Origin of the sequence: Pantoea sp. UBA5923, assembly GCF_002431095.1 — a bacterium.
Lineage (GTDB): Bacteria > Pseudomonadota > Gammaproteobacteria > Enterobacterales > Enterobacteriaceae > Pantoea > Pantoea piersonii.
In genome coordinates, this window is sequence record NZ_DJDN01000081.1 from 1 (window position 1) to 23886 (window position 23886).

Here is a 23886-nt window from a genome sequence, read left to right on the forward strand (position 1 = left end):
AATGCCGTTAGACTCTTCGGGATGCCAGATGGCGATCTCCGGGCAGCGCACGCCCGTGGCGGCGCGATCGTAAGGCTCATACTCTTTCGCCAGATCGACAATCTGCGGCTGCGCGCGCGAATCGCTGGCGCCTGGCGCGTCGCCGTTTGGCCAGATATTGATAATTTCTGTGTGCATAAAACGGTCCTGATGCGAGGAGTGTTGTAATTTTTTTGTCGCGGCCGGATAAACAGCGTCCTGCTGTTATTGAAGAAAAGATGGTCTTTTTTTCGGCGGTCGTCCATCCGAAAACGGGGCGCAGAGAAGGATTCAGACTATGCCTGGAGTGAGGAGAGATAAGGATTAAGGTCGAAAAAGCGAGACTGGCACACGCATAAAAATCAACGCCAGTCTTTGCTGTGATGCTAACTAATATTTACCGCTGAATATCGGGCGCTAACACAAATGCAATATTGTTTTGGCTGGCCATTCAGCGGCGAAAATAACCCGCCCCGGTAGACTGGCATGCCTTTATTTCGGCATCGCCTCCAGCGGAATGATCGCGCCGCGATGCTGGATAACGGTGCTGGCGGTAAGGTGGCCGCGCTCGGCAGACGCCTGCGGCGAACCGCCCGTCAGACGCCGGGACAGATAGCCCGCGCTAAAGGAGTCGCCCGCGGCAGTGGTATCAATCACGCTCGCCGGATCGAGGCGCACCGCTGGCACATCGATCAGCGCATCGTCGCCGATCGCGACCAGACAAGAGTCCGCGCCGCGTTTAATCACGATTTCACTGACGCCTGCCGCGCGCGTGCGCTCAATCACCGCGCTTAGCGGATACTCGCCCCATAGCAGATGCTCGTCATCCAGCGTCAGAAAAGCGATGTCGGTGCGTTGCAGCATGGCGCTGTAGGCCTGCTGCGCGCTTGCTTTGTCGGCCCACAGGCGAGGACGATAGTTATTGTCGAAAATAACCTGACCGCCTCTGGCGCGGCAGCGGTCCAGAAGCGCCATCAGCTTCTCGCGGCTATCGGCGGGCAAAATCGCCAGCGAAATGCCGCTCAGGTAGAGGTAATCGTAGTGCGCCAGCTCGTCAACGATGGCAGAGGCGTGCGGGGCGTCGAGCCAGTAACGCGCGGCGGCGTCGCTGCGCCAGTACCAGAAGGTACGCTCGCCTTTATCATCAGTTTCAATGAAATAGAGGCCAGGCATCTTGTTTTCCAGCCGCTGGATTAAGCCGGTATTGACCTTTTCCTGCTGCCAGGCGGCGATCATCTGATCGCTGAAGGAGTCGATGCCCAGCGCCGTGACGTAATCGACGCTAAGCTGCGCCTCATCGACCTGGCGCGCCAGATAAACTGCCGTGTTCAGCGTATCGCCGCCAAAGCCGCGTTTAATGTTCTCACCCTTCTCGGACAGCTCAATCATGCACTCGCCGATGATGGCTATTTTTTTATGCGTCATGGTATTTGGCCTGTAGTGAAATAGTGCCTTAGTCTCGCGTCTGGTATGGCAGACGTCAATGATTTTTAAAACGACGTTTTAATTCCACTTAAGTTAAAAAAAGCCTGTCTTTGCGGCGATTTAGCGGACAAAGCCGGGCTTTTTTTCACGATTGCGTCCGATTTGGGTTGTTACACTCTGTAGTCTTATGTGTCCGGCAGGCGGATAAAGATATGGCGGGAACAGCCGATACTTGCCGCTGAGCTGACACATGGCACTCGCCAACAACCAGGAAAAAACCATGGTGATGAAGAATATTAGTCATTGGCTACCTTCTTCAGCTGACATCAACCTACAACAGGAAGCGCGTCTCTTCTGGCAGCAATGCCAACGATTCTACACTTTCCAGCCGATATATCAGGTATCGGGCCGGTTGCTGGCAATTGAAATCCTGACGGCGGTCACGCATCCGACCGCGCCGGAGAAACGGCTGTCGCCGGAGGCTTACTTTGAGGCGCTGGCGATTAACCAGCGTCTGCATGTGGTCCATGAACAGCTGGCGCTGCTGAAAGAGTGGCAGCATTTTTTTTGCGACAATCAGGTAGTCGCGTCGGTGAATATCGACGGTCCGACGCTTATGGCAATCCAGCAGCATCCGCCGATTCGTCGTTTAATCACCGATTTGCCGTGGGTGCGCTTCGAGCTTACTGAGCATCACGCGCTGCCGCAGGAAGAGATGATTGCGCAGATGCCGGAACTGGGGCCGCTGTGGCTGGATGATTTTGGTTCCGGCATGGCGAACTTTTCAGCGTTGACGGAGCTGAAGTATGACTACATCAAGCTGTCGCGCGAGCTGTTTATCCTGCTGCGCGGAACAGAAGAGGGCAAAGCGCTCTTCTCTATGCTGCTGGCGCTGATTAACCGCTACTGTAACGGCGTTATCGTCGAAGGTGTTGAAACCGAAGAGGAGTGGCGGCAGGTGTGCTGTTCCCCCGCGATGGCGGCGCAAGGCTACTTTTTTTCAAGGCCGGTCCCTTTTTCACAACTTAATCATCTGCCGCTTCAGCTTGCCTGATGCCCTTCCACAACGTCTCGACTATCTTTAACGGAGACTGTGGAAAGGCAAGGAGGAAGCGAGATGTCGCGCGCAGGAAAAATTGTTAGCTGGATAGTCGGGATTCTTTTGCTGCTGATCGTGGTGATTATAGTGATCATCGCGACTTTTGACTGGAATCGCCTGAAGCCCACCATCAATCAGAAGGTCTCGACAGAGCTGAACCGCCAGTTCGCGATTCGCGGCGATCTGGGCGTCGCCTGGGAGCGCAACCGCAATGAGCCAGGCTGGCGCAGCTGGATCCCCTGGCCCCATGTTCACGCGCAGGACATCATATTAGGCAATCCGCCTGAAATGGCGGAGGTCACCATGGTGCATCTGGAGCGCGTCGACGCGACCCTGGCGCCGCTGGCGCTGCTGCATAAGGAGATCTACATTCCATGGATCAAACTCCAGCAGCCCGATGCGCGGCTGATTCAGACTGCCGATAAAAAGAACAACTGGACCTTCAATCTTGCCAACAGCGATAACGCCGATCCCAATGCGCCGCCATCCGCCTGGTCATTCCGCCTCGACAATATTCTGTTCGACCAGGGCCAGGTGCGCTACCGCGATGCGGTTAATAAAGCTGACGTCACGGTAAAAATTAATCCGCTCGGTAAACCGGTGGCTTACGGGCAGGTGGCGGGCGGCAGCGATGCGCAAAAAGGCGCGGGCGACTTTGTCTTCGGCTGGGAAGCGCGCGGCACCTACAACAACGAGCAGCTGGAAGGCGAAGGCAAAACCGGCGGCATGCTCTCGCTGCGCAGCAAAACGACGCCATTCCCCATTCAGGCCGATGTGCGTAACGGCACCACGCGCGTGCAGGTCACGGGCGGCATTCAGGATCCGATGAATCTCGGTGGCGTGAATGTGCGACTGCGCTTCTCCGGCGATACGCTCGCTAACCTTTACGGCCTGACCGGCGTACTGCTGCCTGACACGCCACCTTATGAAACTGACGGTCACCTGATCGCCCGTTTCGCCGGGAAAAAAGGGCCGGAATACCATTACGAGAACTTTAACGGCCATATCGGTGACAGCGATATTCACGGCTCGCTTACCTACACGCAGGGCAAACCGCGTCCGGCGCTGATGGGTGAGCTGAGTTCGAAACAGCTGCGTATGGCGGATCTGGGGCCGCTTATCGGCGTCGACTCCGGCAAAGGCAGCAAGAAAACCGAACAGGCGAAGACGAAACGAGACGGTAAATCGACACAGCCCGCCGATCGCGTGCTGCCGCATGACAGCTTTGACACCAAAAACTGGGACGTGATGGATGCCGACGTGAAGTTCACCGGCAAACGCATCGAACATGGCAGTTCGCTGCCGTTAAGCGATCTTTATACACATCTGCAGCTAAAAGATGGCGATCTGCTGCTCGATCCGCTGCGCTTCGGCATGGCGGGCGGCACGCTTAACAGCACTATCCGTCTTGAAGGGGATAAATCGCCGATGCGCGGCCGCGCCGATATTCACGCGCGGAGCCTGCATCTGCGGCAGCTCTTCCCGAATGTTGAAGCGATGCGGCGCAGCCTGGGGCAGCTGAACGGCGACGCCAGCTTTACCGGCACCGGCAATTCAGTGGCGGACTTGCTGGCGACCAGTAACGGCCAGCTGAAGCTGCTGATGAACGACGGCGTAATTAGCCGCAGCCTGATGGAGATCGCCGGGCTGAACGTCGGAAACTATGTGGTCGGCAGGCTCTTTGGCGACGATGAGGTGCGTATTAACTGCGCTGCGACGGATGTGAAGCTGCAAAACGGCGTGGCGACGCCGAACCTGTTTGTGTTTGACACCGAAAACGCGGTAATCAACGTTACCGGCAACGCCAACTTCGCCAGCGAGCGTCTGGATCTTTCGATTAATCCAGAGAGTAAAGGCATCCGCATCGTGACGCTGCGTTCGCCGCTTTATGTACGCGGCACCTTTAAAAATCCAGACGCTGGAGTAAAAGCTGGTCCCCTGCTGGCGCGCGGCGCGGCGGCCGTGGCGCTCGGCACCGTGGTAGGCCCCGCCGCCGCGCTGCTGGCGTTAATCAGCCCAAGCGACAACGAGGATAACCAGTGCAGCAACGTGCTGCAGCAGATGAAAAGCAAAAAGTAATCAGCTGCGGTAGAGCACTTTAATGATGTGATAGCCAAATGCGGTTTTCACCGGCCCAAAAGGTTTCAGCAGCGGGCAGGTGAAGACCGCTTTATCAAAGGCCGGCACCATCTGGCCTTGTCGAAACTCGCCTAAGTCACCGCCGTTGCGCCCGGAAGGGCAGGTAGAGTGCTTCTTCGCCAGCTGCTGAAAACTGGCGCCCTTTTCCAGCTTCGCCAGCAGCTCGTGAGCCAGCGCTTCCTCTTTCACCAGAATGTGTAAAGCCGCCGCGGTTTTCGCCATGATAGTCCTCTGATTGTGTATACTGGCCGCCCATTATTTCATCCTCCTCCCTTTTTACTGAGCGATTTTTTACTATGCGTTTAAACCCCAGCCAACAACGCGCCGTCGAGTTTGTTACCGGCCCCTGTCTGGTACTGGCGGGAGCGGGATCGGGCAAAACCCGCGTCATCACCAACAAGATTGCCCATTTGATTCGCGAATGCGGCTATCAGGCGCGCCATATCGCGGCGGTGACCTTTACCAATAAAGCCTCGCGCGAGATGAAAGAGCGCGTAGCCCAGACGCTGGGAAAGAAAGAGGCGCGCGGTCTGATGATCTCCACCTTCCATACGCTGGGGCTGGAAATTATCAAGCGCGAATATGCCGCGCTGGGCATGAAGTCCAATTTCTCGCTGTTCGACGATACCGACCAGCTGGCACTGCTGAAAGATTTGACGCAGCCGTGGCTGGAAGAGGACAAGACGCTGCTACAGCAGCTGATTTCCACTATTTCCAACTGGAAGAACGATCTGGTCGATCCGCCGCGCGCCGCCGCGCTGGCGCGTAGCGAGCGCGACAATATTTTCGCCCACTGCTACAGCCTTTACGACCAGCATCTGAAGTCCTGCAACGTGCTCGATTTCGACGATTTGATCCTGCTGCCAACGCTGCTGCTGCAGCGTAATCAGGAGGTCCGCGAACGCTGGCAGCAGCGCATTCGCTATCTGCTGGTGGATGAGTATCAGGACACCAACACCAGCCAGTATGAGCTGGTGAAGCTGCTGGTCGGCGCGCGGGCGCGCTTTACCGTGGTAGGCGATGACGATCAGTCTATCTACTCCTGGCGCGGCGCGCGGCCGCAAAACCTGGTGCTGCTGAAAGAGGATTTTCCGGCGCTGGAAGTGGTCAAGCTGGAGCAGAACTACCGCTCGTCGCAGCGTATCCTGAAAGCAGCGAATATCCTTATCGCCAACAACCCGCACGTATTTGAGAAGCGACTTTTCTCCGAGCTGGGTCTCGGCAGCGAGCTGAAGGTGCTGACTGCGAATCATGAAGATCATGAGGCAGAGCGCGTAGCGGGCGAGCTGATTGCTCACCACTTTATCAATAAAACGCAGTACAAAGATTATGCGATTCTTTATCGCGGCAACCATCAGTCGCGCGTGTTTGAAAAGCTGCTGATGCAGAACCGCATTCCCTATCGCATTTCCGGCGGCACCTCTTTTTTCTCGCGGCCGGAGATCAAAGATCTGCTCGCCTATCTGCGCGTGCTGACTAACCCGGACGACGACAGCGCGTTTCTGCGCATCGTCAATACGCCACGTCGTGAGATCGGCCCGGCGACGCTGCAAAAGCTGGGAGAGTGGGCGAACCTGCGCAACAAAAGCCTGTTTAACGCCAGCTTCGACGTCGGATTAGGCCAGACGCTGAGCGGGCGCGGTCTGGAGCACCTGCAGCGCTTTACCCACTGGCTGCATGAGATCGTGCAGATGACCGAGCGTGAGCCGGTCAATGCGGTGCGCGATCTGATCCGCGGCATCGACTACGAAAGCTGGCTGTTCGAAACGTCAGGCAGTCCGAAAGCGGCCGAGATGCGGATGAAGAACGTCAACACGCTGTTTCAGTGGATGACGGAGATGCTGGAAGGGAGCGATATCGATGAGCCGATGACGCTGACGCAGGTGGTGACGCGCTTTACGCTGCGCGACATGATGGAGCGCGGCGAAAGCGACGAAGATCTCGATCAGGTGCAGCTGATGACGCTGCACGCCTCGAAAGGGCTGGAGTTCCCCTATGTCTTCCTGGTCGGCATGGAAGAGGGACTGTTGCCGCATCAGAGCAGCATCGATGAGAACAATATCGAAGAGGAGCGCCGTCTGGCCTACGTGGGCATCACGCGCGCGCAGAAAGAGCTGACCTTTACGCTCTGCCGCGAGCGGCGTCAGTATGGCGAACTGGTGCGTCCGGAGCCGAGCCGCTTTTTGCTGGAGCTGCCGCAGGATGATGTCGTCTGGGAAACCGAGCGCAAAGTCGTCAGCGCAGAAGAGCGAATGAAAACCGGGCAAACGCGGGTCGCCGGACTGCGAGCGATGCTGGAGAAGGCGAAGAAGGGCTAAAAAGCCCTGTCTTAAATCAGGCGATGGTCAGCAGCCAGTGCACATAGGACTGGTAATGGCTCTCCTGCTCAAGCAGCTCGGCGCGCAGCGGATGCGCGTTCAGCCAGTCTGTCGGCAGAGTAAGTTGCAGCGTATCGTCGTCAGCCTGCAGACGCACCGCAGGCAGGGTATCGTCGCGACGGCGGCTGGAAAAGATAATCGCCAGCCGCAGCAGTCGGCACAGGCGCTCGGCAAGACGCGGCGGCAAAGCGTTTTGCTGGGTAAGCAGCGCTAAATCAATGCTGCCGCTCTGGTTCTGCAGCAGGCAGGCCAGCAGTTTCTTTTGCGCGGGGGTAAAGCCGGGTAAATCGAGATGGCGAACCAGATAGGCGGCGTGCTGTGCGGCCTGGCGAAAATCGACGCTGAGGCCGATTTCATGTATCGCGCTGGCGCTGAGCAGCAGCTCTCGACAGCGCTGATCCAGTTTCCATACGGTGCTTACCTGGCGGAAAAAAACGTCCGCCACCTGATGCACGCGCGCCGCCTGTTCCACATCAATGGAAAAACGACGCTGTACGTTCTGGATGGTTCGGCTGCGAATATCGCGATCTACCGGCAGGTGGAGCATGCCGTAAACCAGCCCTTCGCGCAGCGCGCCGCCAGCCAGAGTCATGCTCTCAATGCCAAGCTCCTGGAATACCGCAATCAGAATCGAAAGCCCGCTGGGGAAAACCAGCGCACGCTCCAGCGTTAATCCTTCGATCTCCAGCTCCTCCAGCTTGCCGCACTGAATGGCGCGCTGTTTTAGCTGCTGGAGTTTGCTCAGGGTGATGCGTTCATCCATGCCCTGCGCCACCATAATCTCCTGCAACGCCTGTACGGTGCCGGAGGCGCCGACGCAGGCTTCCCAGCCATGAGCGCGCAGCGGCGCGGCAATCGGGCGGATCATATCGCGTGCGGCCTGCTCGGCGGCGGCGAAATTCTCTTTCGCCAGATGCCTGTCGCTAAAAAAGCGTTCAAGCCAGGTGACGCACCCCATAGGCAGGCTAAAGAGCACAGAGGCGTGCGAGCCGTCGCCGGTAGCCAGCTCGGTGCTGCCGCCGCCGATATCGACCACCAGCCGCTTGTCCGAACCGCCGGTGGTGTGCGCGACGCCCTGATAAATCAGGCGCGCTTCTTCTTCACCGCTGATAACGTTGATGGGGCAGCCAAGAATCTGCTGCGCGGTAAAAAGAAAGTCGTTCGCATTGGCTGCCAGGCGCAGCGTAGCGGTAGCGACAACGCGAATCTGTTCAGACGGGATATCCTGCAGCTGTTCGGAGAAGAGCTTCAGGCACTCCCAGCCGCGCGTAATCGCCTCGACGGAAAGATGGTTATTTTTATCCAGGCCCGCAGCCAGACGCACCTTGCGCTTAATACGCGCGACGGTCTGAATACTTCCGGAAACTTCGCGCACCACCAACATATGAAAGCTGTTGGAGCCCAGATCAATCGCAGCATAAAGTGACGATGCGCTTAGCATAGTGTGGATTAACCTGAACGTTTACGGTTGTTATTACGCGGCGCTCCACGGCGATTCGCGTTGTTGCCGCCGCGACGCGGGCCATTGCCGGTGCGGGTACGTGCCAGGCGCTTCGGCGGCGGCAGATCGTTCATCAGCGCATCGCTGTTGTACTTGCTCACCGGAATGCTGTGACCGATATATTCTTCAATCGCCGGCAGGTTCAACGCGTACTCTTCACAGGCCAGGCTGATCGAATGTCCGCTTGCGCCCGCGCGACCGGTACGGCCGATACGGTGAACGTAGTCTTCGCGATCGTCAGGCAGATCGTAGTTAAAGACGTGGGTAACCGCAGGAATATGCAGACCGCGCGCCGCAACGTCGGTAGCGACCAGGATATCGACATCGCCTTTGGTGAAGTCATCCAGAATGCGCAGGCGCTTCTTCTGGGCAACGTCGCCGGTCAGCAGGCCGACGCGATGGCCGTCCGCCGCCAGATGGCCCCAGATATCTTCGCAGCGATGCTTGGTATTGGCGAAGACGATGGCGCGATCCGGCCACTCTTCTTCCAGCAGCGTCTGCAGCAGGCGCATTTTTTCTTCGTTCGACGGGTAGAAGAGCTCTTCTTTAATGCGGTGCCCGGTTTTCTGCTCTGGCTCCACCTCAACGTACTCGGCGTTGTTCATGTGTTCGAAAGCCAGTTCGCGCACGCGCCATGAGAGCGTGGCGGAAAAGAGCATGCTCAGGCGCTGCGTCGCAGGCGGCATGCGGCGGAACAGCCAGCGAATATCTTTAATAAAGCCGAGATCGAACATGCGATCGGCTTCGTCCAGCACCAGTACCTGGATCGCGCCGAGGTTAATGTGATTCTGTTTAGCGTAATCGATCAGGCGGCCTGTCGTACCGACCAGAATATCTACGCCGTCGGCCAGCACTTTAAGCTGTTTGTCGTAACCGTCGCCGCCGTAAGCCAGACCCAGTTTCAGGCCGGTTGCCTGCGCCAGCGGTTCGGCGTCGGCGTGGATTTGCACTGCCAGTTCACGCGTCGGAGCCATGATCAGGGCGCGCGGTTGATTGATCTGACGGCCTTCCTGCGCGGGGTGAGAGAGAAGATGATGAAACGTTGACGTCAGAAACGCCATCGTTTTGCCGGTACCGGTTTGCGCCTGGCCTGCGACATCACGCCCTGAGAGCGTAAAGGGCAGAGCTAACGCCTGAATAGGCGTGCAGTTATGAAAGCCTTTTTTATCAAGGGCTTCCACGACCAGAGGGTGCAGGGCGAAGTCGGAAAACTTCTGTTCTGTTAAGTGTGTTTTGCTCATAGTGTGGTAGAATATCAGCTTACTATCGCTTTACGAAAGCGTATCCGATGAAATAAAGTCAACCTTCGTTGGTAAACTTTACGCCAATTCGCCAGGCATAATCTTGTGGAGTAATACATGAGCAGCGATAAAATCGTTCACCTCACCGATGACAGTTTCGATGCAGACGTTCTGAAAGCAGAAGGTGTCACGCTGGTTGATTTCTGGGCTGAATGGTGTGGTCCTTGCAAAATGATCGCCCCGATTCTCGACGAAGTTGCCGAAGAGTACGACGGTAAGCTCACTATCGCCAAGCTGAACATCGACGACAACCCGGGCACTGCGCCGAAGTACGGCATCCGCGGTATTCCGACGCTGCTGCTGTTCAAAAACGGTGAAGTCGCGGCGACCAAAGTCGGCGCGCTGTCTAAAAGCCAGCTTAAAGAGTTCCTGAACGCCAACCTGGCGTAAGGACGAGAACGTTCGGCGGTGGCGAATTTTCTTCCACTGCTGGACGTTCGCATTTTAGCGTGCTAAGTTACTTTCACTGCATTACGCACTTACCTTGTAGTTTGCATCTTAAAGATTTCCTTTGTTAAACCCTGAAGCACGTTCCGTATGCAGCGGTTTGACAATTCTGACGGTTAGCACCAACTTTGGCATCGCATTTCAACCGTCTCTCTCGCTTCCAGTCGCCATCCCTGACGATGATCGTCGAGAAGAGTTGAAAGCGCCATTAACAGGCATGGAATATTAAGCCATACCATTCACGACCAACATTTCGAGAATTACCCCGAGTTTAAGAACCCATCACTATGAATCTTACCGAATTAAAGAATACGCCGGTTTCTGAGCTGATAACCCTCGGCGAAAATATGGGGCTGGAAAACCTGGCGCGTATGCGCAAACAGGATATTATTTTCGCCATCCTCAAACAGCACGCGAAGAGCGGCGAGGACATCTTCGGTGATGGTGTGCTGGAGATACTGCAGGACGGATTTGGTTTCCTCCGCTCCGCAGACAGCTCCTACCTCGCCGGTCCCGACGATATCTACGTTTCTCCCAGCCAAATTCGCCGTTTCAACCTTCGCACTGGTGACACCATCTCCGGCAAAATTCGTCCGCCGAAAGAGGGCGAGCGCTACTTTGCACTGCTGAAGGTTAACGAGGTTAACTACGATAAGCCTGAAAACGCGCGTAGTAAGATTCTGTTCGAAAACCTGACGCCGCTGCACGCCAACAGCCGTCTGCGCATGGAGCGCGGCAATGGTTCGACGGAAGACCTTACCGCACGCGTGCTGGATCTGGCTTCGCCGATCGGCCGCGGCCAGCGTGGTCTGATCGTCGCGCCGCCGAAAGCGGGTAAAACCATGCTGCTGCAGAATATCGCGCAGAGCATCGCCTATAACCATCCAGACTGCGTGCTGATGGTGCTGCTGATTGACGAACGTCCGGAAGAAGTGACCGAGATGCAGCGTCTGGTCAAAGGCGAAGTTATCGCCTCTACCTTCGACGAACCGGCTTCACGCCACGTTCAGGTCGCCGAAATGGTGATCGAGAAGGCGAAGCGCCTGGTTGAGCACAAGAAAGATGTCATTATTCTGCTCGACTCCATCACCCGTCTGGCGCGTGCCTACAACACCGTCGTGCCGGCTTCCGGCAAGGTATTGACCGGTGGTGTTGATGCCAACGCCCTGCATCGTCCGAAACGTTTCTTCGGTGCCGCGCGTAACGTGGAAGAGGGCGGCAGCCTGACCATCATTGCAACCGCGCTGATCGACACCGGTTCGAAGATGGACGAAGTGATCTACGAAGAGTTTAAAGGCACCGGTAACATGGAGCTGCATCTCTCACGTAAAATCGCTGAAAAACGCGTCTTCCCGGCGATTGACTACAACCGCTCCGGTACGCGTAAAGAAGAGCTGCTTACTTCTCAGGAAGAGCTGCAGAAGATGTGGATCCTGCGCAAAATCATTCACCCAATGGGCGAAATCGACGCGATGGAATTCCTCATCAACAAACTGGCAATGACCAAAACCAACGACGAATTCTTCGATATGATGAAGCGCTCGTAATCCTGCATCGACCGATCGAAACGGCTAAACCGGCTTTTTTAGCCTAAATGCGCAGGAAATCGCCCTAACGCCACGTCTTAACGTGGCGTTTTTTATTTGTGCGCATTAGGATTACCGCTGGCAGGAGCATTTATAATGACTGCGGCGGCAGTGCGCAAAAATTAACCATGCGCGCGTGGTCGGAAGCAGAATTCGGACTCGGGATGAAAGGCAAAAACATGCAGTTTGTTTATCCTGTCCCTGATTTTAGCTGAGAGCGTTAAACGTGAATTTACTCACTATGAGTACTGAGCTGGGGCTTACTTTTCTATTTTCTTTAGTCTTTATCTTTTTTGCGCGCAAAGCGGCTAAAAAAATAGGCCTGGTCGATACGCCAAATTCCCGTAAACGCCATCACGGCGCGATTCCGCTGGTCGGCGGTATTTCCGTCTATGCCGGCATCTGCTTTATGTTTCTCATCACCCGGTTTTATCTGCCGCACGCCACGCTCTATCTTATCTGCGCGGGGCTGCTGGTGCTGGTCGGCGCGCTCGACGACCGTTTCGATATCAGCGTTAAAATCCGCGCCATCGTTCAGGCTGCCGTAGCGGTGGCGATGATGGTGGGCGCCAAGCTCTATCTGCTCAGTCTCGGCTTTATTATCGGCCCTGTGGAGCTGGTAGTAGGGCCGTTCGGCTACGTTCTGACGTTGTTCGCCGTCTGGGCCGCAATTAACGCCTTTAATATGGTGGACGGCATTGACGGCCTGCTGGGCGGTCTTTCGTCCGTCACCTTTGCGGCGATGGGCATTATTCTCTGCTTCGACGGTCAATACAGCCTCGCGATGTGGTGCTTCGCCATGATCGCCGCCACTATTCCCTACATCCTGTTGAATCTGGGGTTCCTCGGCCGCCGCTATAAAGTCTTTATGGGCGACGCGGGCAGCACCATGATTGGTTTTACCATTATCTGGATTTTGCTGGAGACCACGCAGGGGTTAAGCCATCCGATTACGCCCGTCACTGCACTCTGGCTGATCGCCATTCCGCTGATGGATATGGTGGCGATTATGTATCGCCGCCTGCGCAAAGGCATGAGTCCCTTTTCCGCTGATCGCCAGCATATTCACCATTTGATCATGCGCGCCGGCTTCACCTCGCGTCAGGCGTTTGTGCTGATCACCGTGGCAGCCGCTATTCTCGCCGGCATCGGCGTGCTCGGCGAATATCTCGCTTTTATCCCTGAATGGGTGATGCTGGTGCTGTTTATGGTGGCGTTTATGTTTTACGGCTATTGCCTGAAACACGCCTGGCGCGTGGCGCGCCTGATTCGTCGTATAAAACGTCGTCTGAACGCTCACGGCGATGCTAAGAAAAAATTACCCTGATAAGGATTGCCTTGTTATGACCTCTGAGGTTGCAGATAACGAACTGGATATTCGCGGGCTGGGCTGCACGTTATGGCGCGGTAAGCGCTGGATTATCGGGCTGGCGCTGCTTTTCGCGCTGGTCGCCTGGCTCGCTTCGCTGTTGATGACGCAGGCGTGGAGCACCACGGCGATTACCGATCGTCCGACGGTAAATATGCTCGGCGACTATTACGCGCAGGAGCAATTTCTGAACAACCTCGACGTGCGCAATAATACGCTTAGTCTGGCGACCTCCTCGCCAACCATTATGGACGAGGTTTATCAGGAATTTATTATGCAGCTGGGCGCCTGGGATACGCGCCGCGACTTCTGGCAGCAGACGGAGTATTATAAAAGCCGCCGCTCAGGCAACGCGCACAACGACGCCGCGCTGCTGGACGATATGGTCGCTAATATCCAGTTCCTGCCTGCTGATACGGCGCGTAACACGCGTGACAGCGTTAAGCTGATTGCGGAAACCGCTGGCGACGCCAATAACCTGCTGCGGCAATATATTGCCTTTGCCAGCGAGCGCGCGGCGCGCCACCTTAACGGCGAACTGCAGGGTGCCTGGCAGGCGCGCAGCGAGCAGCTGCGGGCGCAGGTGAAACGGCAGGAGGATGTGGCGAACGCTGTTTTCCAGCGTCAGCAGCACCGCCTGCAGCAGGCGCTGAAGGTGGCCAGCCAGCAGGGCATTCATGAGAATCGTTCGCGCGACGCGCGCGAGCCGATCGCCGACAGCGATCTCTTCCTGCTCGGCGAGCCGCAGCTGCAGGCGCAGCTGGAAACGCTGCAGGCGACCGGGCCGACTTACGATATCAGTTACGATCAGAACAGAGCGATGCTCACGACCCTGAGCGCCGGGCCGACGTTAAACCGAACCTTCCAGACCTACCGCTATCTGCGTACGCCGGAAGAGCCGGTTTCGCGCGACAGTCCGCGTCGTCTGTTTATGATGATTATGTGGGGCGCGTTAGGCGCATTGACGGGCGCAGGCGTGGCGCTGGCGCGCCGTTCCGGCGCCAGATCAGTGAGAGATACCGCGTGAAAGTGCTTACAGTATTCGGGACTCGCCCGGAGGCGATAAAAATGGCGCCGCTGGTGCAGGCGCTGGCGCAGGATCCTGCGTTTGAGTCGCGCCTGTGCGTTACGGCGCAGCACCGCGAAATGCTGGATCAGGTGCTGCGCCTCTTTGCGCTGCAGCCAGATTACGATCTAAACATCATGCGCCCTGAGCAAGGATTAACGGAGATCACCTGCCGCATTTTGCAAGGCATGAAAACCGTACTGCTCGATTTCAAACCCGACGTGGTGCTGGTGCATGGCGATACGACCACGACGCTTGCCGCCAGTCTGGCTGCGTTTTATCACCAGATTCCGGTCGCTCATATCGAGGCGGGACTGCGCACCGGCGATCTGACCTCGCCCTGGCCGGAAGAGGGCAACCGCAAGCTAACGGGCCATCTTGCCCGCCTGCACTTTACGCCCACTGAAAGATCGCGACAGAACCTGCTGGCGGAAAATTTGCCCGATGCGCGTATCTTCGTGACCGGCAATACGGTGATTGACGCGCTGCTGTGGGTGCGCGATCGGGTTATCGCCGATCCCAGCCTCAACGCGCAGCTCGCGGGGCACTATCCCTTCCTCGACAGCGAGAAAAAGCTGGTGCTGGTTACTGGCCATCGACGTGAAAGCTTTGGCGATGGCTTTGAGCGCATCTGCAGCGCGCTGGCGCGTATCGCGCGCCAGCATCCTGACGCGCAGATCGTCTATCCGGTGCACCTCAATCCCAACGTCAGCGAGCCGGTAAACCGCATCCTTAGCGGCATCGACAATATTGTGCTGATCGAGCCGCAGGAGTATCTGCCTTTTGTCTGGCTGATGAACCGCGCCTGGCTGATCCTGACCGATTCAGGCGGCATCCAGGAAGAAGCGCCATCGCTGGGCAAGCCGGTGCTGGTCATGCGCGACGCTACCGAGCGTCCCGAAGCGGTTGATGCCGGCACCGTAAAGCTGGTCGGCACTGATGTGGAAAAAATCGTGGCCGAAGCCAGCCTGCTGCTGACCGACGACGCGGCGTGGCAAACCATGAGCCGCGCGCATAACCCTTACGGCGACGGCAACGCCTGTCAGCGCATTCTGCAAGCCTTAAAAGATACCCGAGTTAACTTATGAGTTTTGACACCATTTCCGTGATTGGCCTGGGCTATATCGGGCTGCCGACCGCAGCCGTTTTTGCGTCGCAGGAGAAAAACGTTGTGGGCGTTGATATTAACGCCCACGCGGTAGAAACCATTAATCGCGGGGCAATCCATATCGTCGAGCCTGCGCTGGACAAAGTTGTTCATGACGCGGTTACCCAGGGCTTTCTGCGCGCTACCACGCAGCCTGAAGCGGCCGATGCTTTTCTGATCGCTGTGCCGACGCCTTTTATGGCGGATCATCAGCCCGATTTGCGCTTCGTTAAGGCGGCGGCGGAATCGATCGCGCCGGTATTGAAAAAAGGCGACCTGGTTATTCTGGAATCGACCTCACCGGTTGGCGCGACGGAGCAGATGGCAGAGTGGCTGGCGGTAACGCGTCCGGATCTCCGTTTTCCGCAACATGGCGGCGAACCGGATATCTTTATCGCCTACTGTCCGGAGCGCGTGCTGCCGGGCAAAATCATGCAGGAACTGATTCATAACGACCGCGTGATCGGCGGCATGACGCCCGCCTGCTCGGCACAGGCCAGCGCGCTCTATCGCATTTTCCTGAAGGGGGAATGCGTTGAGACCAACGCGCGTACGGCGGAACTGTGCAAGCTAACGGAAAACAGCTTCCGCGACGTCAATATCGCTTTCGCCAATGAGCTGTCGCTAATCTGCGCCGATCAGGGAATTAACGTCTGGGAACTGATTGCGCTGGCGAACCGCCACCCGCGTGTCAATATTTTGCAGCCTGGCCCTGGCGTCGGCGGGCACTGTATTGCGGTCGATCCCTGGTTTATCGTGGCGCAGAACCCGTCGCTGGCGCGACTGATCCGCACCGCGCGGGAAGTGAACGACAGCAAGCCGCACTGGGTGCTTAATCAGGTCAAGGCGGCGCTGGCTGACTGCCTGAGCCAGAGCGGCAAGCGCGCCGATGAGATCGTTATTGCCTGCTTCGGCCTGGCGTTTAAACCCAATATCGACGATCTACGCGAAAGCCCGGCGATGCAGGTCGCGCAGATGATTGCCGAATGGCACCGCGGCCAGAGCTGGGTGGTGGAACCGCATATCGCTGCGCTGCCCGCCTCGCTCGGTGACAAAGCTGAACTTGTCTCCCGCGAGCAGGCGCTGGCACAGGCCGACGTGCTGGTAATGCTGGTGGATCATGACCATTTCCGCGCCGTTGACCCCTCCCAGGTTACCCAGTCCTGGATTGTGGATACGCGGGGAGTATGGCGGTGAAGCAATTTTTGCTGGATCTCCTACATGCCCGTCCGCGTCAGTATTAATCCCCTGGCGTGGGAAAGCGCCTTTTTTGGCTGTGAGACAGCGCGCCTCGATCTCGATGGAGAGCTGCCGCTGGACGAGGCGCTGCGCCATCCGGCCGGGTTATGGCAAATCAAAGTGCCTGCCGACCGCCTTGAGGCGATCGACGCCGTTTGCCAGCAGGGTTTTCAGCTGGCGGAAGGTGAAGCGGACCTGGCTATTAATATTAAACGCACTGAACGGCAGAGCGGCATCCGCATCGCCCGTGAAGCGCAAATCGACGCGCTGCGCGCAGCGGCGGCGCAGATTTTCGTGCAGAGCCGCTTTCGTGCGCCCTGGTTCGATGCGGACGCCAGCGGCCGCTTTTACGCCCAGTGGATTGAAAACGCGGTGCGCGGCACTTTTGATCATCAGTGCCTGATCGCCAGCGATGAATCCGGCGCGCTGCAGGGGTTTATCTCGCTGCGCGAGACGGAAGGCGACGCGCGCGTCGGGCTGCTGGGCGTCCTGCCTCATGCGCAGGGCAACGGCATCGGGCAGCGCCTGCTGCTGGCAGGCGCAGACTGGGGGCGGGTTCGTCAGCTCAGCCGTCTGCGCGTTGCGACACAGCTCAGCAACCTCTCGGCGATGCGACTCTATTTACGCAGCGGTGCCCGGCTGGAAAGCACCGCTTACTGGTTCTACAGGAAAGGTCATGATCCCATTTAACGCGCCGCCGATAGTGGGTAGCGAACTTGAATATATGCAGTCGGCGATGGCCAGCGGCAAACTGTGCGGCGACGGCGGCTTTACCCGTCGCTGCCAGCAGTGGATGGAGCAGCGCTTCGGCAGCAAAAAAGTGCTGCTGACGCCGTCGTGTACCGCGTCGCTGGAGATGGCGGCGCTGCTGATTAATCTTCAGCCCGGCGATGAAGTGATTATGCCGAGCTATACCTTTGTCTCTACCGCCAACGCCTTTGTACTGCGCGGCGCGACTATCGTCTTCGTGGATATTCGCCCGGATACGCTCAATATCGACGAAAGCAAAATCGAAGCGGCGATCACCGAGAAAACGCGCGCCATCGTGCCGGTGCACTACGCGGGCGTGGCCTGCGAAATGGACGCTATTATGGCGCTGGCGGCGCAATATAAGCTCTGGGTGATTGAGGATGCGGCGCAGGGCGTGATGTCGCGCTACAAGGGCCGCGCGCTGGGCACTATCGGCCATATCGGCTGCTTCAGCTTTCATGAAACCAAGAACTACACCGCGGGCGGCGAAGGCGGCGCGACGCTGATCAACGATGCGGCGCTAATCGAGCGTGCCGAAATAATTCGCGAGAAGGGCACTAACCGCAGCCAGTTTTTCCGTGGCCAGGTGGATAAGTACACCTGGCGCGATATCGGCTCAAGTTATCTGATGGCGGATCTACAGGCAGCCTACCTGTGGGCGCAGCTGGAGGCGGCCGAGCGCGTTAATCAGCAGCGTTTGCGCCTGTGGCAGCGCTACTATGACGCGCTGCAGCCGCTGGCGGCGAAAGGGCGCATCGAGCTGCCGTCGCTGCCTGCCGCCTGCGAGCACAATGCGCATATGTTCTATATCAAACTGCGCGACAGCGACGATCGCCAGGCGCTGATTAGCTGGATGAAAGAGGCGGAAATCCTGACGGTTTTTCACTATATCCCGCTGCACAGCTCTCCCGCCGGCGAAGAGTTTGGCCGCTTTCACGGCGAGGATCTTTTTACTACTCGCGAGAGCGAGCGGCTGCTGCGCCTGCCGCTGTTTTATAACCTCACGGACAATAACCAGAATACGGTTATTAGTTCCTTACTGAGCTTCTTCGCCTGATGTCGCTGGCCAGAGCGTCGGTGTGGACGGCATCGTCCACGCTGGTGAAAATCGCTGCCGGGCTGCTGGTGGTGAAGCTGCTGGCGGTGAGTTTCGGCCCGGAAGGCGTCGGGCAGGCAGGTAACTTTCGCCAGCTGATCACCGTTCTGGGCGTGCTGGCGGGCGCAGGCATCTTTAATGGCGTCACTACCTTTGTGGCGAAGTATCAGCATCAGCCGGAGTCGCTACGTGCGCTGCTAGGTACCGCATCCGCGATGGTGCTGGGCTTTTCCACGCTGCTGGCGCTGGTTTTCCTGCTGGCGGCTGCGCCGATTAGCCAGGCGCTGTTCGGCCACACGCGCTTCGAGAATGTGGTGCGCATTGTCGCCTTCCTTCAGTTCGGCATCGCCTGGGCTAACCTGGCGCTAGCGCTGCTGAAAGGCTACCGCGACGCGCGCGGCAACGCGCTGGCGCTGATCATCGGCAGCTTAATCGGCGTCGCGGCCTATGTGCTGTGCTGGTGGATTGGCGGCTATGCGGGCGCGCTGGTGGGGTTTGCGCTGGTGCCTGCGCTGGTTGTCGTACCGGCATTCGCGCTGCTAAAGCGACGCGTCCCGCTGCCGCTCGGCTGGCTGAAGCCACAGTGGCAGCCAGACTTTGCGCGCAGCCTGGCGAAATTTACCCTGATGGCGCTGATAACCTCGGTGACGCTGCCGATAGCCTGGGTCATGATGCGTAACCTGCTGGCGCAACATGACGGCTGGGCGCAGGTCGGTCTGTGGCAGGGTGTCACCAGCATCTCGGACGCCTGGCTGCAGTTCATTACCGCCACCTTCAGCGTCTGGCTATTGCCGACGCTGGCGCGGCTGGAGAAGAAGCGCGATATTGCGCGCGAAATCATGCGGGCGCTGCGCTTTGTTCTGCCTGCCGTGGCGGCAGTCGGCTTTTGCGTCTGGCTGCTGCGCGATCTGGCGATCTGGCTGCTCTTTTCTCCGGCGTTTCACGCCATGCGCGATCTCTTTGTCTGGCAGCTGTGCGGCGATGTGTTTAAGGTCGGCGCCTATGTTTTCGGTTATCTGGTGATTGCTAAGGCGTCGCTGCGCTTTTATATTCTGGCCGAAATCAGCCAGTTCGTGCTGCTGACGCTCTTCTCGCGCTGGCTGATCCCGCTGTCGGGAGCGACCGGCGCAGCGCAGGCCTATATGGCGACCTATCTCTGTTATTTCGCGCTCTGCTGCGGCGCATTTATGGTTTATTACCGGAAAAAATGACGTTAATACACGTTCTGGGATCGGATATCCCTCATCACAATCAAACGGTGCTGCGCTTTTTCAACGATGTGTTAAGCGTTGAGCTGCCTGTCGACCAGCCGCGCCATTTTATGGTGGTGACGCAGCAGCCCGCCTCGCTCGCCGCTTTCAGCAATCTTGCTATTGAGACCTTTGGTTCGAAGAAGGCGCTGGCACAGGCGCTGACGGCGCGGGCGAAAAACCGCGAGCAGCATTTTTTCTGCCACGGTCAGTTTAATCCCGGCATCTGGCTGGCGCTGCTGAGCGGCAAGATCCGCTCCAGCCAACTCTACTGGCACGTCTGGGGCGCCGACCTTTATGAAGAGTCGCGCAGCCTGAAGTTCCGCCTCTTTTATCTGCTGCGACGTATCGCGCAGGGGCGCGTGGCGCAGGTTTTCGCCACTCTCGGCGATTTACACTATTACCAGCAGCGGCATCCCCGCGTGCCTGCCGCGCGGCTCTATTTTCCAACGAAGATGCCCTCCACCGCGCCGCAAAGCGCGCCGGAAGCGCGCTTTACCATTCTGCTGGGCAATTCCGGCGACGCCAGCAATCGCCATATTGAAGGCTTAACGTCAATTCGCCAGCAGTTTGGCACAGAGGTGCGCATCGTCGTGCCGCTGGGCTATCCGCCGAACAATGAAGCCTATATCAACGAGGTGGCGACAGCGGCAGAGAGGCTTTTTCCTGAAGGACAGGTGGAGCTGCTGCGCAGCAATCTCGCCTTTGATGACTATTTAGCGCTGCTCGCCCGCTGTCATTTAGGTTATTTTATGTTCGAGCGGCAGCAGGGCATTGGAACGCTCTGCCTGCTGATTCAGGCCAACGTGCCTTTTGTGCTTAACCGACGCAACCCGTTCTGGCGCGATCTCAGCGAGCAGGGGCTGCCGGTGCTGTTTAGCAGCGATGCGCTGGACAGCGGGAGCGTGGCTGAAGCGCGCCGCCAGCTGGCGAGCTGCGACAAACAGGCCATCGCTTTTTTCGCACCGGGCTATGTGACGGGCTGGCGCGAGGCATTGCGCCATTGTGAAAGGGAGTCCTCATGAACCTGATGCAGTTCAGCGGTCTGCTGGTGGTTTATCTGCTGTCGCTGGGTTTTATCCTGACGCTGACCTGGCGGGAGTTCAGGCGCGTACGCTTTAATTTTCATCTCTTTTTTACCCTGCTGTTTTTACTGACGTTCTATTTTGGGTTTCCGCTCACCAGCCTGCTGGTGTTCCGCTTTAACGTTGAGGTGGTGCCGCCTGAGTATCTGCTGCAGGCGCTGCTGTCGGCGACGGCGTTCTATGCCGTTTATTACGTCAGCTATAAGGTGCGGCTGCGACCTGCGACGGTGCCGCGCGCCAGACCCTGGCTGCAGATGAATCGCGTCGAGACGCACCTGACCTGCGTGCTGCTGGCGCTGGTCGCTATCGGTACGGTGACGGTATTTTTCCTGAACAACGGCTTTCTGCTGTTCCGCCTGACCGCCTATAACCAGATTTTCTCCAGCGAAGTCTCCGGCGTGGCGCTGAAGCGCTTTTTCTATTTCTTTATTCCGGCGATGCTGATCCTTTATTTTCTGCGTCCTACGCAGCGTAACTGGCTGCTGTTTCTGGTGGTCACGGTCGCCTTCGGCCTGCTGACCTATGCGCTGGTCGGCGGTACGCGCGCCAATATCATTATCGCTTTTGCCCTGTTCTTGTTTATCGGCATCACGCGCGGCTGGATCAGCCTGTGGATGCTGGCGGCGGCGGGGGTTCTGGCGATAGGCGGCATGTTCTGGCTGGCGCTGCGGCGCTATAACCTTAACGTGCTCGGCGAAGAGGCGGTTTACACGTTTCTTTACCTGACGCGCGATACGTTTTCGCCGTGGGAGAATCTGGCATTGCTGCTGGAAAATTATTCCAGAATAGAATTTCAGGGGCTGGCGCCCATCTGGCGCGACTTCTATGTCTATATTCCCGGCTGGCTGTGGCCGGGCAGGCCGTCGATGGTGCTGAACAGCGCTAACTACTTTACCTGGGAAGTGCTGAACAACCATTCAGGCCTGGCGATTTCGCCTACGCTGCTGGGCTCGCTGCTGGTAATGGGCGGCGTCTGGTTTATTCTGCCGGGCGCGGTGGCGGTCGGGTTGATTATTAAGGGCTTCGATACGCTTTATTTGCGCGGCCGCGACGCCAGCAACCGCTATAGCGGCGCGATTATGCAGAGTTTTTGCTTTGGCGCGGTGTTCAATATGATTGTGCTGGCGCGCGAGGGGCTGGATGCGTTCGGCTCTCGCGTGGTCTTTTTCGCTTTAATTTTTCTGGCCTGCCTCGGCGTGGCGAAGATGCTTTACTGGCTGCTGGACCGCGCCGGGCTGATTCGACGTCGCGGCGGCCAGGTTTTACAGAGCTCCACTTAACGCCTCTGGCATAACAGGGAAACAAAACTCAACCATGACAAGGTTACCAGAAGCGCCGCAGTATGAGATACGCGGCGTGTCGCTGTATGGTTTCGACAGTATGTCCGCGTTTGTGGATTTTCTGCTGCCGGACGAGGCGGTACGCAGCGGAACGTTAGTGGCGATTAATGCCGAAAAGATACTGACGGCGGAGCAGGATGATGAACTGCGCGCGCTGTTGCAGGAGGCGGAGTTTAAATATCCCGACGGCATCAGTATCGTGCGCTCCATCCGTAAAAAATATCCCCATGCCGAGGTGCAGCGCATAGCGGGCGCGGATTTGTGGGAGGCCTTGATGGAGCGCGCCGGACGGCAGGGCACGCCGGTGTTTTTGATCGGCGGGCGACAGGCGGTGCTGGATGAAACCTGCAATAAGCTGCGTCGCCAGTGGAACCTGAATATCGTCGGCGCGCAGAACGGCTACTTCGCGCCAGCCGATCGCGATGCGCTTTTTACCCGCATCGCCGCCAGCGGCGCGCGTATCGTCACCGTGGCGCTGGGATCGCCGCGTCAGGAACTGCTGATGCGCGATTGCCGCGCGCGCTGGCCGCATGCACTCTATATGGGCGTCGGCGGAACCTACGATGTGTTTACGGGACAGGTAAAGCGCGCGCCGAAGATTTGGCAGCATCTTGGACTGGAATGGCTCTATCGTCTGATTCGACAGCCCAGCCGCCTGCGCCGCCAGTTAAAACTGATCAAATATTTGCGCTATCACTGGCGCGGCGATCTCTGATATCACTGATTACTGCGGCGTTTTTTCGCTGAGGAAATAGCCAGAGTGCTGCATTACTCGACGAAATGCACAAAGCGTAATCAAACGCGTTTTTTTATTAAAAAAGCACTGGACAGCATCACCCCAAGTCCGTAGTATGCCCATCCGCAACGGCGCTACGCGCCCGTAGCTCAGCTGGATAGAGCGCTGCCCTCCGGAGGCAGAGGTCTCAGGTTCGAATCCTGTCGGGCGCGCCATTTAGTTTGTGCGCAGGAGCTGCGGTGGTTACATTACCGCGTTAGTAAAGAGTTACATGCTGTAGGTCAGAGACTTGCAACATACCGAATTGTGGTGGCTATAGCTCAGTTGGTAGAGCCCTGGATTGTGATTCCAGTTGTCGTGGGTTCGAGTCCCATTAGCCACCCCAGATTTTGCTGGGATACGCGAAGGTGGCGGAATTGGTAGACGCGCTAGCTTCAGGTGTTAGTGTCTTAACGGACGTGAGGGTTCAAGTCCCTCTCTTCGCACCAGGCAAAACAAAACAATAAAAATTATCGGCGAGTAGCGCAGCTTGGTAGCGCAACTGGTTTGGGACCAGTGGGTCGGAGGTTCGAATCCTCTCTCGCCGACCATTTTATAAACCTGCTTGAAAAAGCAGGTTTTTTTTCGTCTGTAGAAAATGAGGATGAGAACCTCCGAAGGAGGCAACGTTGCGCAGCAACAGACGCATTGTCTCTTTCTGGAGACGACTAATTTATTGATTTAACAGATATTAAAAATAAATGCGCTTCATCGTCTCAAAAAGGAGACGGCACCTTAGCTGTTTGTCGCCTGTTACAGACAACTTCTAGTTTCTTCGCCTGAGCCGTGGGTTTCAGATCATTGAAATTAAAGCTTTTATTTTATCTTCAGCAACCTGGCACGCGCTGTGCAATAATTATCGCGTAGATGCTCAT

19 protein-coding genes, 4 tRNA genes and 1 pseudogene are annotated in these 23886 nt (G+C 57.4%); 19 read left to right on the forward strand and 5 right to left on the reverse strand.

Annotation, left to right across the window (positions count from 1 at the left end; all coding sequences use genetic code 11):
• Positions 1–177, reverse strand: a pseudogene (locus B3797_RS18895) (alpha/beta hydrolase); the annotation flags it as partial.
• A 333-nt stretch (positions 178–510) separates the two neighbouring features.
• The gene (locus B3797_RS18900; protein ID WP_311791882.1) at positions 511–1443 is read right to left on the reverse strand and encodes a sugar kinase; all 933 of its coding nucleotides are present in this window, start codon (positions 1441–1443) and stop codon (positions 511–513) included.
• 280 nt (positions 1444–1723) lie between these two features.
• Between B3797_RS18900 and pdeH the strand changes: the two genes are divergently transcribed.
• Together pdeH and B3797_RS18910 are read left to right on the forward strand one after the other, a co-directional pair.
• Positions 1724–2497 (forward strand): cyclic-guanylate-specific phosphodiesterase, encoded by a 774-nt coding sequence (gene pdeH / locus B3797_RS18905; RefSeq protein ID WP_311791913.1) that lies wholly within the window; start codon positions 1724–1726, stop codon positions 2495–2497.
• A 63-nt stretch (positions 2498–2560) separates the two neighbouring features.
• The gene (locus B3797_RS18910; protein WP_311791883.1) at positions 2561–4621 is read left to right on the forward strand and encodes an AsmA family protein; all 2061 of its coding nucleotides are present in this window, start codon (positions 2561–2563) and stop codon (positions 4619–4621) included.
• Here the strand turns inward: B3797_RS18910 and ppiC are convergent, their stop codons facing one another.
• Positions 4622–4903, reverse strand: a complete 282-nt coding sequence (ppiC, locus tag B3797_RS18915; protein ID WP_126690489.1) for a peptidylprolyl isomerase PpiC — start codon at positions 4901–4903, stop codon at positions 4622–4624.
• Between the two features lie 74 nt (positions 4904–4977).
• Between ppiC and rep the strand changes: the two genes are divergently transcribed.
• A complete protein-coding gene (gene rep / locus B3797_RS18920; RefSeq protein WP_120457973.1) occupies positions 4978–6999 on the forward strand; it encodes a DNA helicase Rep in 2022 nt (673 codons plus the stop codon).
• Between the two features lie 16 nt (positions 7000–7015).
• Here rep and gppA read toward each other — a convergent pair whose 3' ends face one another.
• A complete protein-coding gene (gene gppA / locus B3797_RS18925; RefSeq protein WP_311791884.1) occupies positions 7016–8500 on the reverse strand; it encodes a guanosine-5'-triphosphate,3'-diphosphate diphosphatase in 1485 nt (494 codons plus the stop codon).
• 8 nt (positions 8501–8508) lie between these two features.
• The gene (gene rhlB, locus B3797_RS18930; RefSeq protein ID WP_311784245.1) at positions 8509–9801 is read right to left on the reverse strand and encodes an ATP-dependent RNA helicase RhlB; all 1293 of its coding nucleotides are present in this window, start codon (positions 9799–9801) and stop codon (positions 8509–8511) included.
• 117 nt (positions 9802–9918) lie between these two features.
• Here rhlB and trxA point away from each other — a divergent pair, with 117 nt between their 5' ends.
• The 16 genes from trxA (at position 9919) to B3797_RS19010 (ending at position 23562) form a co-directional block, all read left to right on the forward strand.
• Positions 9919–10251: a thioredoxin TrxA gene (trxA, locus tag B3797_RS18935; RefSeq protein WP_033754540.1), complete on the forward strand. Its 333-nt coding sequence runs from the start codon at positions 9919–9921 to the stop codon at positions 10249–10251.
• Positions 10252–10595: 344 nt separating this feature from the next.
• Entirely contained in the window at positions 10596–11855 is a 1260-nt protein-coding gene (rho, locus tag B3797_RS18940; protein WP_123801086.1) for a transcription termination factor Rho, read from the forward strand.
• 280 nt (positions 11856–12135) lie between these two features.
• A complete protein-coding gene (gene wecA / locus B3797_RS18945; RefSeq protein ID WP_311784246.1) occupies positions 12136–13221 on the forward strand; it encodes a UDP-N-acetylglucosamine--undecaprenyl-phosphate N-acetylglucosaminephosphotransferase in 1086 nt (361 codons plus the stop codon).
• A 16-nt stretch (positions 13222–13237) separates the two neighbouring features.
• Positions 13238–14290: an ECA polysaccharide chain length modulation protein gene (gene wzzE, locus B3797_RS18950; protein ID WP_311784247.1), complete on the forward strand. Its 1053-nt coding sequence runs from the start codon at positions 13238–13240 to the stop codon at positions 14288–14290.
• Complete coding sequence (wecB, locus tag B3797_RS18955) at positions 14287–15417, forward strand: non-hydrolyzing UDP-N-acetylglucosamine 2-epimerase (protein WP_311784248.1); 1131 nt, start codon at positions 14287–14289, stop codon at positions 15415–15417. The genes wzzE and wecB overlap by 4 nt, the downstream gene beginning before the upstream one ends.
• A complete protein-coding gene (gene wecC, locus B3797_RS18960) occupies positions 15414–16673 on the forward strand; it encodes a UDP-N-acetyl-D-mannosamine dehydrogenase (RefSeq protein WP_311791885.1) in 1260 nt (419 codons plus the stop codon). The genes wecB and wecC overlap by 4 nt, the downstream gene beginning before the upstream one ends.
• Before the next feature lie 24 nt (positions 16674–16697).
• On the forward strand, positions 16698–17405 hold the full coding sequence (rffC, locus tag B3797_RS18965) for a dTDP-4-amino-4,6-dideoxy-D-galactose acyltransferase (RefSeq protein WP_311791886.1): 708 nt from the start codon (positions 16698–16700) through the stop codon (positions 17403–17405).
• Positions 17392–18522, forward strand: coding sequence for a dTDP-4-amino-4,6-dideoxygalactose transaminase (gene rffA / locus B3797_RS18970; RefSeq protein WP_311784253.1), 1131 nt, complete (start codon positions 17392–17394; stop codon positions 18520–18522). The genes rffC and rffA overlap by 14 nt, the downstream gene beginning before the upstream one ends.
• Positions 18522–19772 (forward strand): lipid III flippase WzxE, encoded by a 1251-nt coding sequence (gene wzxE / locus B3797_RS18975; RefSeq protein WP_311791887.1) that lies wholly within the window; start codon positions 18522–18524, stop codon positions 19770–19772. Before rffA ends, wzxE begins: the two co-directional genes overlap by 1 nt.
• Complete coding sequence (locus tag B3797_RS18980) at positions 19769–20836, forward strand: TDP-N-acetylfucosamine:lipid II N-acetylfucosaminyltransferase (RefSeq protein ID WP_311791888.1); 1068 nt, start codon at positions 19769–19771, stop codon at positions 20834–20836. The genes wzxE and B3797_RS18980 overlap by 4 nt, the downstream gene beginning before the upstream one ends.
• On the forward strand, positions 20833–22176 hold the full coding sequence (wzyE, locus tag B3797_RS18985) for an ECA oligosaccharide polymerase (RefSeq protein WP_311791889.1): 1344 nt from the start codon (positions 20833–20835) through the stop codon (positions 22174–22176). The genes B3797_RS18980 and wzyE overlap by 4 nt, the downstream gene beginning before the upstream one ends.
• Positions 22177–22210: 34 nt before the next feature.
• Complete coding sequence (wecG, locus tag B3797_RS18990) at positions 22211–22951, forward strand: lipopolysaccharide N-acetylmannosaminouronosyltransferase (protein ID WP_311784257.1); 741 nt, start codon at positions 22211–22213, stop codon at positions 22949–22951.
• Between the two features lie 159 nt (positions 22952–23110).
• Positions 23111–23187 (forward strand) — tRNA-Arg (locus B3797_RS18995).
• Between the two features lie 94 nt (positions 23188–23281).
• Positions 23282–23357: transfer RNA gene (locus B3797_RS19000), tRNA-His, on the forward strand.
• A 16-nt stretch (positions 23358–23373) separates the two neighbouring features.
• Positions 23374–23460 (forward strand) — tRNA-Leu (locus B3797_RS19005).
• Between the two features lie 25 nt (positions 23461–23485).
• Positions 23486–23562, forward strand: a tRNA-Pro gene (locus tag B3797_RS19010).
• Positions 23563–23886: the final 324 nt, after the last annotated feature.